Source organism: Bradyrhizobium rifense (genome assembly GCF_008123425.1).
In the GTDB taxonomy this organism is placed as follows: domain Bacteria; phylum Pseudomonadota; class Alphaproteobacteria; order Rhizobiales; family Xanthobacteraceae; genus Bradyrhizobium; species Bradyrhizobium rifense.
The window spans coordinates 41,170-55,782 of the sequence record NZ_VSSS01000006.1; the positions used below are offsets into that span (position 1 = coordinate 41,170).

Annotated in this window: 15 protein-coding genes; 11 read left to right on the plus strand and 4 right to left on the minus strand. The window is 62.2% G+C overall.

Translation table 11 applies throughout. The annotated features are described in order from the left end of the window. Positions 1 to 6: 6 nt before the first annotated feature. From FXB40_RS02160 to FXB40_RS02180, 5 genes are all read left to right on the plus strand, one after another. The gene (locus tag FXB40_RS02160; protein ID WP_148770578.1) at positions 7 to 1,017 is read left to right on the plus strand and encodes an NAD(P)H-dependent flavin oxidoreductase; all 1,011 of its coding nucleotides are present in this window, start codon (positions 7 to 9) and stop codon (positions 1,015 to 1,017) included. 101 nt (positions 1,018 to 1,118) lie between these two features. After that, positions 1,119 to 2,279: an iron-containing alcohol dehydrogenase gene (locus tag FXB40_RS02165; protein WP_148770579.1), complete on the plus strand. Its 1,161-nt coding sequence runs from the start codon at positions 1,119 to 1,121 to the stop codon at positions 2,277 to 2,279. A 71-nt stretch (positions 2,280 to 2,350) separates the two neighbouring features. Further along, a complete protein-coding gene (locus tag FXB40_RS02170; protein ID WP_148770580.1) occupies positions 2,351 to 3,550 on the plus strand; it encodes an ABC transporter substrate-binding protein in 1,200 nt (399 codons plus the stop codon). A 150-nt stretch (positions 3,551 to 3,700) separates the two neighbouring features. After that, positions 3,701 to 4,429 (plus strand): glutathione S-transferase family protein, encoded by a 729-nt coding sequence (locus tag FXB40_RS02175; protein ID WP_246207281.1) that lies wholly within the window; start codon positions 3,701 to 3,703, stop codon positions 4,427 to 4,429. A 32-nt stretch (positions 4,430 to 4,461) separates the two neighbouring features. Continuing rightward, on the plus strand, positions 4,462 to 5,163 hold the full coding sequence (locus FXB40_RS02180) for an SDR family NAD(P)-dependent oxidoreductase (RefSeq protein WP_148770581.1): 702 nt from the start codon (positions 4,462 to 4,464) through the stop codon (positions 5,161 to 5,163). A gap of 131 nt (positions 5,164 to 5,294) precedes the next feature. Here FXB40_RS02180 and FXB40_RS02185 read toward each other — a convergent pair whose 3' ends face one another. The 3 genes from FXB40_RS02185 to FXB40_RS02195 all read right to left on the minus strand — a co-directional run bounded on the left by FXB40_RS02185 (position 5,295) and on the right by FXB40_RS02195 (position 8,013). Beyond that, positions 5,295 to 5,825, minus strand: a complete 531-nt coding sequence (locus FXB40_RS02185) for an Lrp/AsnC family transcriptional regulator (RefSeq protein WP_148770582.1) — start codon at positions 5,823 to 5,825, stop codon at positions 5,295 to 5,297. Positions 5,826 to 6,075: 250 nt separating this feature from the next. Next, a complete protein-coding gene (gene gabT, locus FXB40_RS02190; RefSeq protein ID WP_148770583.1) occupies positions 6,076 to 7,377 on the minus strand; it encodes a 4-aminobutyrate--2-oxoglutarate transaminase in 1,302 nt (433 codons plus the stop codon). Between the two features lie 183 nt (positions 7,378 to 7,560). Next, positions 7,561 to 8,013, minus strand: coding sequence for a tRNA-binding protein (locus FXB40_RS02195; protein WP_246207284.1), 453 nt, complete (start codon positions 8,011 to 8,013; stop codon positions 7,561 to 7,563). A 57-nt stretch (positions 8,014 to 8,070) separates the two neighbouring features. Between FXB40_RS02195 and FXB40_RS02200 the strand changes: the two genes are divergently transcribed. Together FXB40_RS02200 and FXB40_RS02205 are read left to right on the plus strand one after the other, a co-directional pair. Continuing rightward, the gene (locus FXB40_RS02200) at positions 8,071 to 9,540 is read left to right on the plus strand and encodes an NAD-dependent succinate-semialdehyde dehydrogenase (RefSeq protein WP_148770584.1); all 1,470 of its coding nucleotides are present in this window, start codon (positions 8,071 to 8,073) and stop codon (positions 9,538 to 9,540) included. A gap of 356 nt (positions 9,541 to 9,896) precedes the next feature. Beyond that, entirely contained in the window at positions 9,897 to 10,175 is a 279-nt protein-coding gene (locus tag FXB40_RS02205) for a hypothetical protein (protein ID WP_148770585.1), read from the plus strand. Here the strand turns inward: FXB40_RS02205 and FXB40_RS02210 are convergent. Then, a complete protein-coding gene (locus tag FXB40_RS02210) occupies positions 10,172 to 10,744 on the minus strand; it encodes a PAS and helix-turn-helix domain-containing protein (RefSeq protein WP_148770586.1) in 573 nt (190 codons plus the stop codon). The two genes, FXB40_RS02205 and FXB40_RS02210, sit on opposite strands and share 4 nt — an antisense overlap. A gap of 196 nt (positions 10,745 to 10,940) precedes the next feature. On the opposite strand from FXB40_RS02210, the gene FXB40_RS02215 reads away from it, so the two are divergent. The 4 genes from FXB40_RS02215 to FXB40_RS02230 are packed head-to-tail and all read left to right on the plus strand — an operon-like array spanning position 10,941 to position 14,603. Further along, on the plus strand, positions 10,941 to 11,717 hold the full coding sequence (locus FXB40_RS02215; protein WP_148770587.1) for an ABC transporter ATP-binding protein: 777 nt from the start codon (positions 10,941 to 10,943) through the stop codon (positions 11,715 to 11,717). Then, the gene (locus FXB40_RS02220; RefSeq protein WP_148770588.1) at positions 11,714 to 12,460 is read left to right on the plus strand and encodes an ABC transporter ATP-binding protein; all 747 of its coding nucleotides are present in this window, start codon (positions 11,714 to 11,716) and stop codon (positions 12,458 to 12,460) included. The genes FXB40_RS02215 and FXB40_RS02220 overlap by 4 nt, the downstream gene beginning before the upstream one ends. A 20-nt stretch (positions 12,461 to 12,480) precedes the next feature. Further along, positions 12,481 to 13,692, plus strand: a complete 1,212-nt coding sequence (locus tag FXB40_RS02225; protein ID WP_148770589.1) for an ABC transporter substrate-binding protein — start codon at positions 12,481 to 12,483, stop codon at positions 13,690 to 13,692. Positions 13,693 to 13,715: 23 nt separating this feature from the next. Next, the gene (locus FXB40_RS02230) at positions 13,716 to 14,603 is read left to right on the plus strand and encodes a branched-chain amino acid ABC transporter permease (protein ID WP_148770590.1); all 888 of its coding nucleotides are present in this window, start codon (positions 13,716 to 13,718) and stop codon (positions 14,601 to 14,603) included. The last annotated feature ends 10 nt before the right edge of the window (positions 14,604 to 14,613 follow it).

Sequence of the window (14,613 nt, forward strand, 5' to 3'; positions counted from 1 at the left end):
ATCATCGTGAAGACAGCGATCACTGAACTGTTCGGCATCCGGCATCCGATCATCCAGGGCGGCATGCACTATGTCGGCTTTGCCGAGATGGCAGCCGCGGTGTCCAACGCCGGAGGCCTCGGCATCATCACCGGCCTGACGCAGCGGACGCCTGAGCTATTGGCAAAGGAAATCGCGCGCTGCCGCGACATGACCGACAAGCCGATCGGCGTCAATCTCACCTTCCTGCCGAGCTTCACCGCGCCGCCTTATCCGGAATATATCGCGGCGATCCGGGAAGGTGGCGTCAAGGCGGTGGAGACCGCCGGCCGCAGCCCGGAGCAGTACATGCCGGCGCTGAAGGCCGCCGGCATCAAGGTGATCCACAAATGCACCTCGGTGCGGCATTCGCTAAAGGCCGAGAAGATCGGCTGCGACGCGGTCAGCGTCGACGGTTTTGAGTGCGGCGGCCATCCCGGCGAGGACGACATCCCTAACATGATCCTGCTGCCGCGCGCGGCCGACGAGCTCAAGATTCCGTTCGTGGCCTCCGGCGGCATGGCCGATGCGCGCAGCCTGGTCGCGGCGCTGTCGATGGGCGCCGCCGGCATGAACATGGGTACGCGCTTCATCGCCACCAAAGAGGCGCCGGTCCATCCCAATGTGAAGCAGGCGCTGCTTGACGCCACCGAGCTCGATACGCGCCTCGTGATGCGCGGGTTGCGCAACACCGAGCGGGTGCTGAAGAACAAGGGCGTCGACGAACTGCTCGAGATCGAGCGCGAGAAGGGCGCCACGTTGAAGATCGACGACATCCACGAGCAGGTCGCGGGCGTCTATCCGAAGGTGATGATCGACGGCGAGATGGATGCCGGAGCCTGGAGCTGCGGCATGGTGGTCGGGCTGATCCACGATATCCCGACGGTGAAGGAGCTAATCGACCGCATCATGGCCGAGGCCGAGGCGATCATCCGCCAGCGGCTGACTGGATTCCTTGACGGGACGATCGAGCCTGCACGGACCCGCGCGGTCGCCTGACGCGGCGCGACATGCGAGCACGTCAAGACCGGGATAGCTGACGGCGCCACGAGGCTGACGCCGCAGCACCCGGAGAAAAAACAACGCCAGGGAGGAAGAGCATGCCAGTCGCCGGTAGCCATCAATACCCCACCATGGAATCCGTGATTTACGGCAAGCCGGCGGCGGAGGCGCTGCGGGAGGAGGCCGAACGGCTGGGCGTCAAGCGCGTCTATTTGATCGCAAGCCGCACGCTCAACACCACCACCGACGAGATCGAGAAGATCCGGGCGGCGCTCGGTGCGCGCCATGCCGCGACCTTCGATGGCGTGCCGCAGCACACCACCCGGGACGTGGTGACGCAGATTGCGCGGCAGGCCAAGGATGCTCAAGCCGATCTGGTCGTCGCGATCGGCGGCGGTTCGGTGGTCGATGCGGCCAAGATCGTGCTGATGTGCATGGAGCACGAGATCTTCGAACCGATGGGGCTCGACGGATTCGAGACCACACCGGACCGCCGCTTCGGGGCATTTCGCGCGCCGAAGGTGCGGATGATCGCGATCCCCAGCACGCTCTCGGGCGGCGAATACAATTCCGGCGCGCTGGTCACCGATACCAGCCGCAAGCTGAAGCAGATCTTCAACCATCCGATGATGATGCCGCGCAGCATCATTCTCGACCCTGCGATCACGAAATACACGCCCGAGAAGCTCTGGCTGGGGTCAGGCACGCGGGCGATGGATCACGGCATCGAGGCGATCTGCTCGAGCCGTCCTAATGTGCTCGTCGATGCCGTGTGCCAGCAGGGGCTGCGTTATCTGCACGATGGGCTCCTGCGCACCAAGGACAACCCGAACGACGAAGCAGCACGGCTGAGCTGCCAATTGGGCTCCTGGATGTCGGCCTTCGGGTTGCAGGCGCGCGTGCCGATGGGCGCGAGCCATGCCATCGGCCATGTCCTCGGCGGGACCTGTGACGTACCGCATTATTTCTGCACGGCGGTGATGATGCCGAGCGTGCTGCGATTTAATCTACCGGCCACGCAGATCGCTCAAGGATCGGTCGCGACCGCACTCGGTGCTCCGGGGCGCGATGCCGGCGAGGCTTTTGCAGCTTTCATCGCGGAGCTCGGCCTGCCGCGACGGCTTGCCGACGTCGGTGTGGCCGAGGACCGTTTTGAGCTGATCGGCAAGAACGCCATGCTGTCGATCTTCACGCGGGCGAATCCCCAGCCGATCCGGGAACCCGGCGACATCGTCAAGATACTCAAGCTGGCCGCCTGAAGCGGCCACTCAATCTCCGTCGCGCCTGCTGCATGCAGGGCGCGCGCGAAACAACAATGGAGGAACACGCGATGTCCTGGAGCAGACGATTGGCCTGCGCACTCGTGATTGCGATGTCCACGCCCTGCTGGGCGGCTGACGCGCCGGGTGTCACAGCGACAAAGATCAAGATCGGTGGCATTTTCCCGCTGAGCGGACCAGCTTCTTCGATCGGCCAGGTCGGGCAGGGCGTGCAGGCCTATGTGCAATCGATCAACGACCGCGGCGGTATCCACGGGCGCAAGATCGATTATGTCATGATGGACGATGTGTACAGCCCGCCCAAGGCGTTCGAGCATGTGCGAAAGCTGGTGGAGAGCGACGAGGTCGCCTTCATGTTCAGCCAGCTCGGCACGGCGGGTAATTCCGCCGTGGCAAAATATCTTGCCGCAAAACGTGTGCCGACGATCGCGATCGTCACGGGAGCGAGCAAGTTCACCAGCGTCAAGGACTATCCGCTGACGACCACCGGCCTCGTCAGCTATGACACCGAAGGCAAGATCTACGCAAAATATCTGATGCGTGCGCTGCCCGCGGCGAAATACGCAATCCTCTACCAAAATGATGATCTCGGCCGCGACTACGTCAACGCTTTCAAGGCGGTCCTGGGCGCCGATTTCGACAAGCGCGTGGTCACCGCCAGTTACGAGGTGACGGAACCGACCGTAGACTCGCAAGTGGTCTCGCTGAAGAGCTCGGGCGCGCAAGCGCTGTTTGTTGCGGGCACGCCGAAGTTTGCAGCTCAGGCGATCCGTCGCGCAGCCGAGACTGGATGGAAGGCGACGATCCTGATCAACTTCCCTTCGTCCTCGGTGGCTGGCACGTTGAGACCGGCGGGTCTGGAAAACTCCATCGGTGTCATCGTCGGAACCCCAAACAAGGATCCGAATGACCAGAAATGGACCGACGACGAGGCGATCAAAGGTTATCGCGCCTTCTTCGATCGATACCTGGCCGGCTCCGATATCACCAACACCAGCTATCTGACGGGGTACCAGCAGGGCTTGGTACTGGAGCAGATTCTCAAGCAATGCGGCGACGATCTTTCGCGCGACAACGTCATCAAGCAGGCGAAATCGCTGAAGGACATTGCGCTGCCGACCGCGCTGCCCGGCATCCGGATCAACACCAGCGAAAGCAATAACATGATATGGACGCAGTTGCAGCTCCAACGATGGACCGGCACACGCTGGGAACAGTTCGGTGAAATTCTCGACGCAAGCTCGGAGTAGGGCATCCGGCTCTGATGCTCGCAGTCTCAGCGTTGTCCTGTGGGTACAAAGATTCACCGGGAGCAAACCATGATGGCTGACTTGCGCATATTCTCGTACCTGCCCAACCCGCGCGTCTGGAAGGCGACCATCGCCGCCCGGTTCTGCGGCGTGGACGTCGAGGTCAGGGGCGCGTCCGGCAAGGAGTTGCGGGAGTGGCTGTGGGACTATGACGCGCGTCCCCTCGAGCAGGGCGAACGGGTATCCCTTTCGTCCTTTGCACGAACTGGGCGGGTCGGGTTGATCGGCGCGCAACTCTTCAAGACTGACGCTTTCCTGGAAGCACAGCCGTTCGGCAACGTGCCCGCCGCGTTCGGGCCTGACGGGAGGACCGGAATATTCGAGTCGAACAGCATCATGCGCGCGGTAGCGCGGCTGGGCGAGACGAGGTTTCCGCTTTACGGGCGTGATGCCTATGAAGCATCCAGGATCGACAGCTTTCTGGATGTCAGCCTGGTCTTCGCGCGGGATTCGCAGATCTATCTCCTTGCGCTGTCGGCTGGCACCATCGATGCGACCATTCACGCGCGCGCGAAGGAGGCATTCGCGATCTATGCTTCGGGGCTCGAGCAGGCGCTGTCGCCACGGCGCGATACGCTGGTGGGAGACTGCATCACGCTGGCCGACATCTGCTTTGCAGCCGAGCTTGCGCTGTTCATGAACGAGCACGCACGGGCCGAGCAGTTGAGCGCGCGCGGGCTGGACAGGATTCTGCACGCCGGAATCCGGGGCGAGTACTCGCGCGTGTTCGCCCACTTTGATCGGCTGGTCGACCACACGAATTTCAGGTCGGACCTCAAGCCGTATGTTGAAAAGCTGTTGTCAAAAGCGGCCGACTGAGGCCGCCAGCTCGAGCGGGGAGGATTGATCGCATGACCGCGCCTGTCTGCCTTATTTCCGGCGTCGGACCCGGCACGGGTTCGGCTCTCGCCAGGAGATTTACCGAGGGCGGCTATCGCGTCGCCCTGCTCGCCAGGAGCGAGGCGCGTCTTGCTGCGCTTGAGAAGGAACTGCCAAACGCCAAGGGATATCGATGTGACGTGTCAGACCCTACGCAAGTTGAAACTGTGGCGTCTGCCGTAGAGAGTAACCTCGGCAATCCCGACGTCATCATCCATAACGCGGTCGGCGGAGCGTTCGGCACGTTCCTCGAGATTGATCCGCAAATTCTCAGTCGCAATTTTCAGGTCAACACGATGGGGTTGTTGTATCTCGCGAGGCGGTTTGCTCCGGCGATGGTCGACTCCGGCAAGGGCGCGATCGTTGCCACCGGCAATACCTCGGCATTGCGGGGCAAGCCAGGTTTCGCCGGTTTCGCGCCGACCAAGGCAGCACAGCGGATTCTCGCCGAGGCGATCGCGCGCGATCTGGGCCCGAAAGGCGTCCACGTCGCCTACGTCGTCGTCGACGCCGTGATCGACCTGGAATGGACGAGGAAGCGCTGGCCCGACCGGCCGGACGACTTCTTCATCAAGCCCGCGGCGATCGCCGACGAGATCTGGCATGTCGCACACCAGCATCGCAACGCGTGGTCGTTCAATGTCGAACTGCGGCCTTTTGGCGAGAGCTGGTAACCGGCAAAGACAACGCCGAACAACACCCCTGGCAATAATAGCCAGCATCGAGTGTTGGGCGCTTCTGTAGAGATTCGCCGAATGAGCGGTTATGGAACGACCGCTCTTGCGGCTAAGCGCTTGTTGCAATCTCACTGGTCGTCGGGATGGGTACAATTGGCTCTGGCATGTTGCGGGAAATCCAGCAGAGCTTTCAAAGGCAGAGCGTGCTTCACGATCGGAGATTTCAGCACGATATAACTGAAATACTTTTCGATCCCGATGTTGCGTTCGAGCAGGTTTTCCATTCGCTCCTGGTAGTGGCTGATGTTGCGGCACACGAAACGCAGCAAATAGTCATAGCCGCCGCTGACAAGGTGACATTCCATCAGCTCATCTACCTTGCGCATGCTGGCCTCGAACTTCACGAAGTCCTCCTTGCGGTGGTCGACCAACGTGATTTCGGTGAAGACGCTTATGCTCTCGGTTAGCTTCGCAAGGTTAATTTGCGAGCCGTAGCCAGTGATGTACCCGGCCGATTCGAGCCGCTTGACGCGCTGCAGACATGGGCTCGCCGAAAGGCCAACTGCCTCAGCCAGATTGGCGTTGGTCATCCTCCCGTCCTTCTGCAACTGGACGAGGATGTTCAAGTCAATCCGATCGAGCTTCGGGACGCCGTTCAAAGCATCGTCTCCATGCTGCCGGTGGGATTTTCTCCGCTGCTACGGTTCGCCAGCATTAGACAGGTGGCGTGACAAGCCCGTAGAGCAGGCGGGCAGGTCCGTGTCGCGCCGCGACGTTTTGCTCGACTGGCTGGCGGTCCGGGCCGCACCGGATGGCGGCGCTCGAACGGCGACATTATAAGCGCTACAGCGTCCGTTGCGAGATGGCCGGACACTTAAGTGTCCGGCCTAGCGCCCCTATGGGCACGGCCTAGGCGACCGCGTTCACGCTCTCGGCCGACAGCGCCGCGTCGATGATAACAAGAGCCTTGTCCAGGTTCTCGTCCGAGACAACCAGGGGCGCCAGAAAGCGGATGACGTTGCGGTGGACACCACACTTGATCAGAAGAAGTCCGCGCTGACGGGCCTGGTCAATGATGCGCTGCGCGCGATCCGGATCCGGCCTCTTGGTCTTGCGGTCCGTGACCAGTTCGATGGCCTGCATGAAGCCCAGCCCTCGCACGTCGCCGATGATTGAGTGCTTCCGAGCGAGCTCTCGAAGGCCTGCTTCCAGTCTCTGGCCGAGACGTTCCGCACGATCGAGCAGCTTTTCATGTTCGAAGGCCTCCAAGACCGCCAACGCCGCCGCGCATCCGATGGCGTTGCCGCCGTAGGTGCCGCCGAGGCCGCCGGGGAGGGGAGCGTCCATGATCTCGGCCCGCCCGACTACGCCCGACAAGGGAAATCCACCGGCGAGGCTTTTGGCGACGGTCACCAGATCGGGTTGGATCCCGGAGTGCTCGAAGCCGAAAAGTTTTCCGGTCCGTCCGAAGCCGGTCTGGATCTCGTCAGCGATGAGCACGATGCCGTGGCGCTTGGTGATCTCGCGCAGCGCATTGAGGAATGGAGCCGGGGCGGGCAGGAAGCCTCCATCTCCCTGCACGGGCTCAATAATGATCGCGGCGACACGATCCGGAGCGATCTCGGTTGCGAACACCTCGTCGAGCGCTTCGAGCGCGCGCTCGGTCGTCATGTCGCGATAGGAGTCCGGGAAGGCTGTGTGGAAGATCTCGGAAGCGAACGGTCCGAAGTTCTGCTTATAGGGCTGGCTCATGCCGGTGAGGCTCACGCCGAGCATCGTCCGGCCATGAAAGCCGCCCCTGAACGCGATCACGGCGGAGCGGTTGGTGTAGGCGCGGGCGATCTTGACGGCGTTCTCGACCGCTTCGGCGCCCGAAGTCAGGAAGATGCTCTTATAGGCCTCAGCCTTACCGACCAGGCGGTTCAGCTTCTCGGCGAGTTCCAGATACGGCCGGTAGGCAGCGACCTGGAAGGCCATATGGGTAACGTTCTTGAGCTGCTTCTCAACCGCCGCCACGACTCGCGGATGGTTGTGTCCGACGTTGAGCACGCCGATGCCTGCGACGAAGTCGAGATACTCCTTGCCTTCCACGTCCCAAACCAGCGCGCCTTCCGCGCGGGCGATGGTAATCGGATGGGCGGTGAGGACGCCGCGCGCGACATTGGCGTTGCGCTGTGCGGCAAGCTCCGCGGCGGTTTCAGCGGCTGACATGGCTGGATCCCTTGCTGGTGTATTGGCCTCGCCACGGGCGCTGGCCTTGCGGAAATCCTACTAGCGCCGCCCGGATCAAACTGCCGAAGACGAGCAGCAGACCGCAAGCTCTATCGTCGTCGAAGCTCCAAACCGCAGGGCTTGCTGCCGTGCTGCGCCAAGAGTGAAGGGCAGTGCCGTCAGCTAGAAGATCGGCTCTCCGACCGCGACCTCGCTGCGGGGACCAAGCACGATCACCTTCCCGTCGGCATTCTTGGCGCCCAGAATGAGCAATTCGGAAGTGAAGCCCGCGATGTTCTTCGGGCCGAGATTGCAGACGCAGACGACGAGCGAGCCAACCAGCGCCTCCGGTTCGTAGTTGGTGATCTGAGCGCTCGACCACATGGTTCGATCGGCTCCGACGTCGACGCCTACCTTGTAGGAAGGGTTGCGCGTCCGGGGAAAGGGTTGAACCTCGACGACCTTGCCGATCCGGATATCGAGACGAGCGAAGTCGTCGTAGGTAGCTTGGGCCTTCAGTTGCGTCATGTCGCGGACCTCGGTCGGGATGGGCGTGCAATTAGAACATCTGGCAGCAGCAGGACATTCCGTAAGAACGGGCGGGACGGCAATTTTTGCGCCTTCGGCGGCCTTCATCGGCAGAGCCTGCCGAACAAGGATGCGATGCTGTGGGCCTTACCTTCGGAGGCCTCCATGTCGCTAAGCGAACGTTTGAAAGATCCTCTTCTGTTTCGCCAGCAGGCCTTTGTCGCCGGCGCATGGGTCAATGCCGACGGGGGCGCCACGATCCCCGTCACCGACCCCGCGACCGGTGCCGAGATCGGCGCCGTGCCGGCCCTTGGCGCCGAAGAAACCAGACGCGCCATCAAGGCGGCCGAGCAAGCCTGGCCCGCCTGGCGCGCCCTTCCCAGCAGCGAGCGGGGGCACTTGCTCGAGGGGTGGTGTCGGTTGATGCTCGAAAACATCGACGACCTCGCGCTGATCATGACGATAGAGCAGGGCAAACCGCTGGCTGAGGCCGCCGGCGAGATCCGGTATGGGGCTGGTTTCATCAAATGGTTCTCGGAGGAGGCGCGCCGCCTTTACGGCGATACTATCCCGGCACCCACCGCAGATCGCCGCATCCTGGTTCTAAGGGAGCCGGTCGGAGTTTCCGCCGCGATAACGCCGTGGAATTTCCCGAACGCCATGATTACCCGCAAGGCGGGCCCGGCGTTGGCGGCCGGTTGCCCGATCATTGCGAAACCGTCGGAATTGACGCCATTTTCAGCCCTGGCGTTGGCCGTCCTCGCCGAACGAGCCGGCATTCCGAAGGGGGTCTTCTCGGTGGTGACGGGCCTGCCCCAGGCGATCGGCGCCGAGCTCACTTCGAGCCCCTCCGTCCGCAAGCTCTCGTTCACGGGATCCACCCGCGTCGGACAGCTCCTGATGCAGCAGTCGGCGAGCACGATCAAGCGCGTCAGCTTCGAGCTGGGAGGGAACGCCCCTTTCATCGTGTTCGATGATGCAGATGTCGATCTCGCCGTGTCGGGATTGATGGCGAGCAAATTCCGCAACGGCGGCCAGACCTGCGTCTGCGCGAACCGGGTGCTGGTGCAGGACGGAATCTATGAAAGGTTCGCTGACCGCCTTCTGGCGGAGACCTTGAAGCTCGTCGTCGGCAGCGGATTGCGCGAGGGTGTCACGGTCGGTCCGCTGATCAACCGTGCCGCCGTCGATAAGGTCCGTCGTCACATCGACGACGCGCTTTCGAACGGCGCTGCGCTCATGCTCGGCGGCAAGAACGGTTCGAAGGATCTGTTCGTGGAGCCGACTGTCCTTGCAAACGCGTCCGTGAACATGCAACTGGCGAACGAAGAAACCTTTGGGCCTGTCGCTCCTCTGTTTCGGTTCAAGCACGAAGACGAGGCGATCCAGATCGCGAACGCCACCCCCTACGGACTGGCGTCATATTTCTATACGTCCGACCTCAACCGTTCCTGGCGGGTGGCGGAGAGGTTGGAGTTCGGGATGGTCGGCCTGAATACTGGCTCGGTCTCGCTAGAGGTCGCGCCCTTCGGCGGCATCAAACAGTCGGGCATCGGTCGAGAGGGCTCCAAATTCGGGATTGAGGAATACTTGGAGATCAAGGCCTTTCACATCGGTGGCCTAACCGCTCCATAATTTGGGCAAGGCGACGATGGGCAGCAACTCGCGGACGATCGGGAAGGCGAAAGCTGCTTGGGTCGATCCAGGCCTTGCGCTGCTTTGTTTAGGAGACTTGATGCCTAGACGAACACTCGAGCTTCTTTCGGACATTGCCGATTACATGAGGTCCGATTGCGAAGTTAGAAAGCTGTACGCTCTCGTCGAGTCCGCACTCAGCGAACTCGTCGGCTTCCGGCTATTGACGATTTTGCGGATGGAGCATGCGCACGTTCGCCGGCTGCATTCCAGCGATCCGGAGACTTATCCTGCCGGAGGCGTCAAGGACATCTCGGGTGATACTTGTTTGAGAGCTCGAGGGCGGCAAGCCTGTGGTGTCCAACACTCCGGAACTCGTCCAGCAACGCTTTCCCGATCATCAGGCAATCTTTGCGCTCGGCTGCGGAGCTGTGCTGAACGTTCCGGTCACGGATGCCCGGCAAACGCTGGGCAGCATCAACCTCCTTCACGAAGCCGGCTGGTTCGATCGGCAGCACGCGCCGATTGTCCGGCCCTTTGCGGCGCTGTTGGCGCTTGCCTGGTCTGCCGAGATTCCGGAAGCGATAGCAGGCGGTGCCGGATCGACTTCGGGCGGATTGCCTACGGATGCCTAGCCAGTCAGCAGCCTTTGAACCAGGTCGGGCGTGTTCGTCACGCTGTATTTGCGCAGCAGGCGTGTCTTGTAGATGTCGACCGTTCTCGGACTGATGCCGAGTGAAAGCGCCGCTTCCTTTCCAGTCTTTCCCTCGATCAGCAAGGCTGCAATGTCTCGCTCCCTTGGCGTCAGTGATCCGCGGATCGTGTCACTCTTCGCCTGTCGGCTGGATAGTTCGGTGAACACCCACAACGTGTTTCGATGCGGGTCTTTGGGCGTGTAGGTGAATCCGCGGACGTGAACCCAGAACAGTTCGCCGTCGAGACGGCGCATGACGCGGTCGTCGGAGAACGCGCGATCCTGCGTGAGCATCGCACCGACCCGCAGACCGGCGCTTTCAAAATGGGTATGTGTCGGGTAAAGCCGCTCGAATGTTGTTCCGGTGAATTCGCCGGGTTTGCCGCGGAAGATATCGGCAAACGCCTTGTTGCAGGCTCTTATCATCCGGTTATTCGCGATGGCTTGTCCCACCGGCGCGTCCTGGAAGGCGCGACGGTAGTCGATCTCTGCAGCAATTGCGTTTCTCATGATCTCTCCCCGACCGCGGCGGCTCGGACACTTAAGTGTTCAACACCTATAGCATTAAGTGTCTAGGTGTTATTAACCTATGCCAATAGGTGACGGTGGAAACAGTTAAATAGAAATGCCGGGAAAGTCCGGCGGGTACGGCGCAAAGGCGGGCCGAACCCTTCATCCGTCCGATGGAACGTCACGAGGTGTCCCGATGACGACGACAGGGTCGTTGCTTGAGGTGAACGATATCAGGGCGAGTTTCGGCGGTGTCCGCGCTCTCGATGGAGCGTCCTTCTCCGTCGAAGCGGGCACCATCACCGGTCTGATCGGCCCCAACGGAGCCGGCAAGACGACCATCTTCAATTGCATCTCCGGTCTCGTCGACGGCTTCTCGGGCGCCGTGCGCTTCGATGGCGCCGATATCGCCCGTGCGCGTCCCGAAGTCGTTTCCCGATCCGGTCTGGTGCGCTCGTTTCAACTCGCGCGCGGGTGCCCGCTCATGACGGTGTTCGAGCATCTCATGCTGTACGGGCCGCGGCAGGTGGGCGAGGGAGTGTTCCGAGCTCTGGCGAGCCCCGGTGCGGTCCGCCGGCAGGAAGAAGAGTTGCGCGAGCGCTCTTATGTGGTCGCCAAGCGTCTCCGGCTAGACCATGTGCTCGACAACCTCGTCACCGCCTTGTCCGGAGGCCAGAAGAAGCTGCTGGAAATCGGGCGGGTACTGCTCGCGGAGCCCAAGATGGTCCTGCTCGACGAGCCGATGGCCGGAGTTAATCCAACTCTCGTCGGCGAGATCGCCGAGCAGCTTGCCTCAATCGGCGAGTCGGGCGTCACCATTCTGCTGATTGAGCATGAGATGGAGCTCATCGAGCGGCTCTGCGACGACGTCATCGTCATGGCTGAAGGAAAGTTCTTGACGAGGGGCGCCTTCGACGAAGTGACGGCCGATCGTCGCGTGCAGGAATGCTATCTCGGAGTGCAGCTGCAATGACGACGCTGAGCGCAAGCGCTATTTGCGGCGGCTACGCTACCGCCGATTTCATCGTGAAGGGCGTGGATATCACGGTGGCGCCCAAGGATCTTGCCGTCATCATCGGCCCCAACGGCGCCGGAAAGTCGACGTTCCTGAAGCTGCTCGCCGGCCTTCTGCCGAAGCGGACCGGCGACGTCTCGATCGACGGGATCGCTCTTCCCGCCGGCGACGCGCATGCCGCCTGCGAGCGCGGCATCAGCTTCGTGCCGCAGGAGCGGAACGTGTTCGGAAGCCTTTCGGTCCAGGAAAACCTCGAGATGGGCGGCTACCTGCTGCGCTCAGGATTGAAGAGCCGAATCGAGGAGCAACTGAACCGTTTTCCCATGCTGCGCGGACGGCTTCGCGACAAGGCGGGCAATCTTTCGGGCGGTCAACGCCAGGTGCTGGCGGTGGCCGTCGCCCTGATGACCAACCCGAGCGTCCTGCTGCTGGACGAGCCCACGGCGGGCCTCTCGCCCGCGGCGGCGAAGGAGATCTTCGTGCTCATCCGCGATCTCGCGGCGAGCGGTCTAGCGATCCTCATGGTCGAGCAGAACGCGCTTCTGGCGCTGGCGTACGGCACGCGCGGCGTCGTTCTCGTCGCCGGCAAGAAAGTCCGCGACGACGCGGCAGCCTCCGTGATCGAGGACGACGAGATCAGGCATCTGTTCCTCGGGCGGGCCGCTCCTGCGGGCGCACCGACATTGAAGCACGACCACTGACGAAGGGTGAGGAGTTGAACATGTCGAATTTGGACCGACGTACTTTCCTGCAGGCCGGCCTTGGAGTTGGCGGGCTCATGCTATCGTCGAGCCTTTCACGCTCCTGGGCGCAGCAGGGTGATCCGATCAAGATCGGCCTGATCATTCCGCTCACGGGAGCGACGAGCCAGTTCGGCGCCACGATGGCCCAGGCGGCAAAGATCGCCGAGACCGAGATCAACGCCGTTGGTGGTGTTCGCGGACGTCCGATCCAGATCGTCGTTGAGGATGATCAGAGCAATCCGGAGGCGGCCGTCCGTGCTGCGCACAAGCTGATCGACGTGGACAAGGTTGTAGCAATCGGAGGTTCTTACGCGTCGGCGGTCACCTCGGCTATCGCGCCGCTGTGCTGGGACGGGAAGACCGTGCTGCTCACCTCGTCGGGAGCGGACAGCATCACCAAGCTGCCGCACGACGGGTACATCTTCAGGACTTCGCCCACCGTCACGCTCCAGGGCACCAGCGTCGGAAAATATGCGGTCGAGCTCGGCGCCAAGAAGATGTTTTTTCTCGGTCCGCAAACCCCCTTTGCGCAGTCGTACATCGACATCATCTCGGGGATCTTCAAAGCAACGGGCGGTACCGGCAACGGGCTTGTCTACGAAGACAAGAAGTCGAGCTACAGATCGGAAGTAGACCAGGCTCTGAAAGAGTCGCCGGATGTCATCGTACTCGGCGGCTACGTCCCCGACACCTCGGTCGTGCTGAAGGACCTGTACCGTGCAGGCTATTCGGGCAAGAAGATCGGCTTCTCCTTCGGCATCAACGACGCCCTAACGAAAGCCGTTCCCGCCGAGGTTTCCGAAGGCGCCTATTCGCTCGTTCCGTCGGCCGCGGAAAACTCGGAAGCCTACAAGCGGCTCATCAGCAAGATGAAGCGGCCTTCGCTCGATAGCTACTCCTGCCAGGTCTACGATCACGTCGTGCTGACGTCGCTGGCGCTTGCTCGTGCGACGTCCGGGCAGGCGAACGGAACGGCGGTCCGCGACAATCTTCGCGCGATCTCCGAGGGGGAGGGCAAGCGACTCGACGACGCGGCCGAGGCCCTGAAGGCGGTCGTCGTTGGCGGACAGGTGAATTACGACGGACCGAGCGGCCCGCTCGAATTCGCCGACAACGGCGACGTGAAGGGGGTGTTCTTCCGTTATGAGCAGGTCGAGGGCGGCAAGCTCGTGGTCCGCAAGGTCGGCTGAAGCAGAGAACGAAAGCGGACGCCATGTTGACCGACCTGCTGCAGTATTTGGTGAACGGACTGATCGTCGGCGCGCTCATAGCGTTGCCGGCGCTCGGTCTGACGTTGATCTTCAGCGTGCTGGGTTTCGTCAATTTCAGCGTAGCTGCGCAACTGACGGCCGGCGGCTACGCCGGCTGGCTGGCGAATACGACCCTTAAACTATCGCTGGTGCCGGTCCTGATCATCGCATTCCTCGTCGCAGGGGCTCTGGGCGTCGTGACGGACCGCATTGCGCTCGCTCCGATACGACGCAAACCCAGCGCGCGGACGCCGTTGATGGTGGCGGTCGTCTCGATCGCCCTGAACATGGCGCTCGAGAACGCCTATCGCTTCTCCTTCGGTAGCGGCCTGAACAGCTTCGACATGCCGATCGCCCGCGACATGAAAGTCGGCGGCATCCGCATCGGGCTTCAGCAGTTGCACAACCTCGAGATCGCGATCGGGCTTGCCGTTCTTCTCGCGTTGTTCTTCTCGCTCACCAAACTGGGCAAGGCCATGCGCGCCGTCGCCGACAACGTCGATCTCGCGCGGCTCAAGGGTATCGAACCGGTCCGTCTCGCCAATCTCGCCACGTTCATCGGCATGGGACTGGCGGGCGTCGGTGGCGCTCTCCTGGCGATCGACACCAGCGTGGATCCATCGACGGGATCCAGGCTGATCCTTTTGATCTTCGCCGGCAGCGTCGTCGGAGGCTTGACGAGCCTGCCGGGAGCGGTCGCCGGTGCCCTTCTGATGGGGGTCATCGGCGAGTTGGGCCTTCTGGTCCTTCCGCCGGTCTACCAGTCCCTGACCGCCTTTGTCGCGATTCTGATCACCTTGCTCGCGAGACCGAGCGGCATCTTCTCCGGCGCCTCGGGGGTAAGAAAATGATTTCCTATCT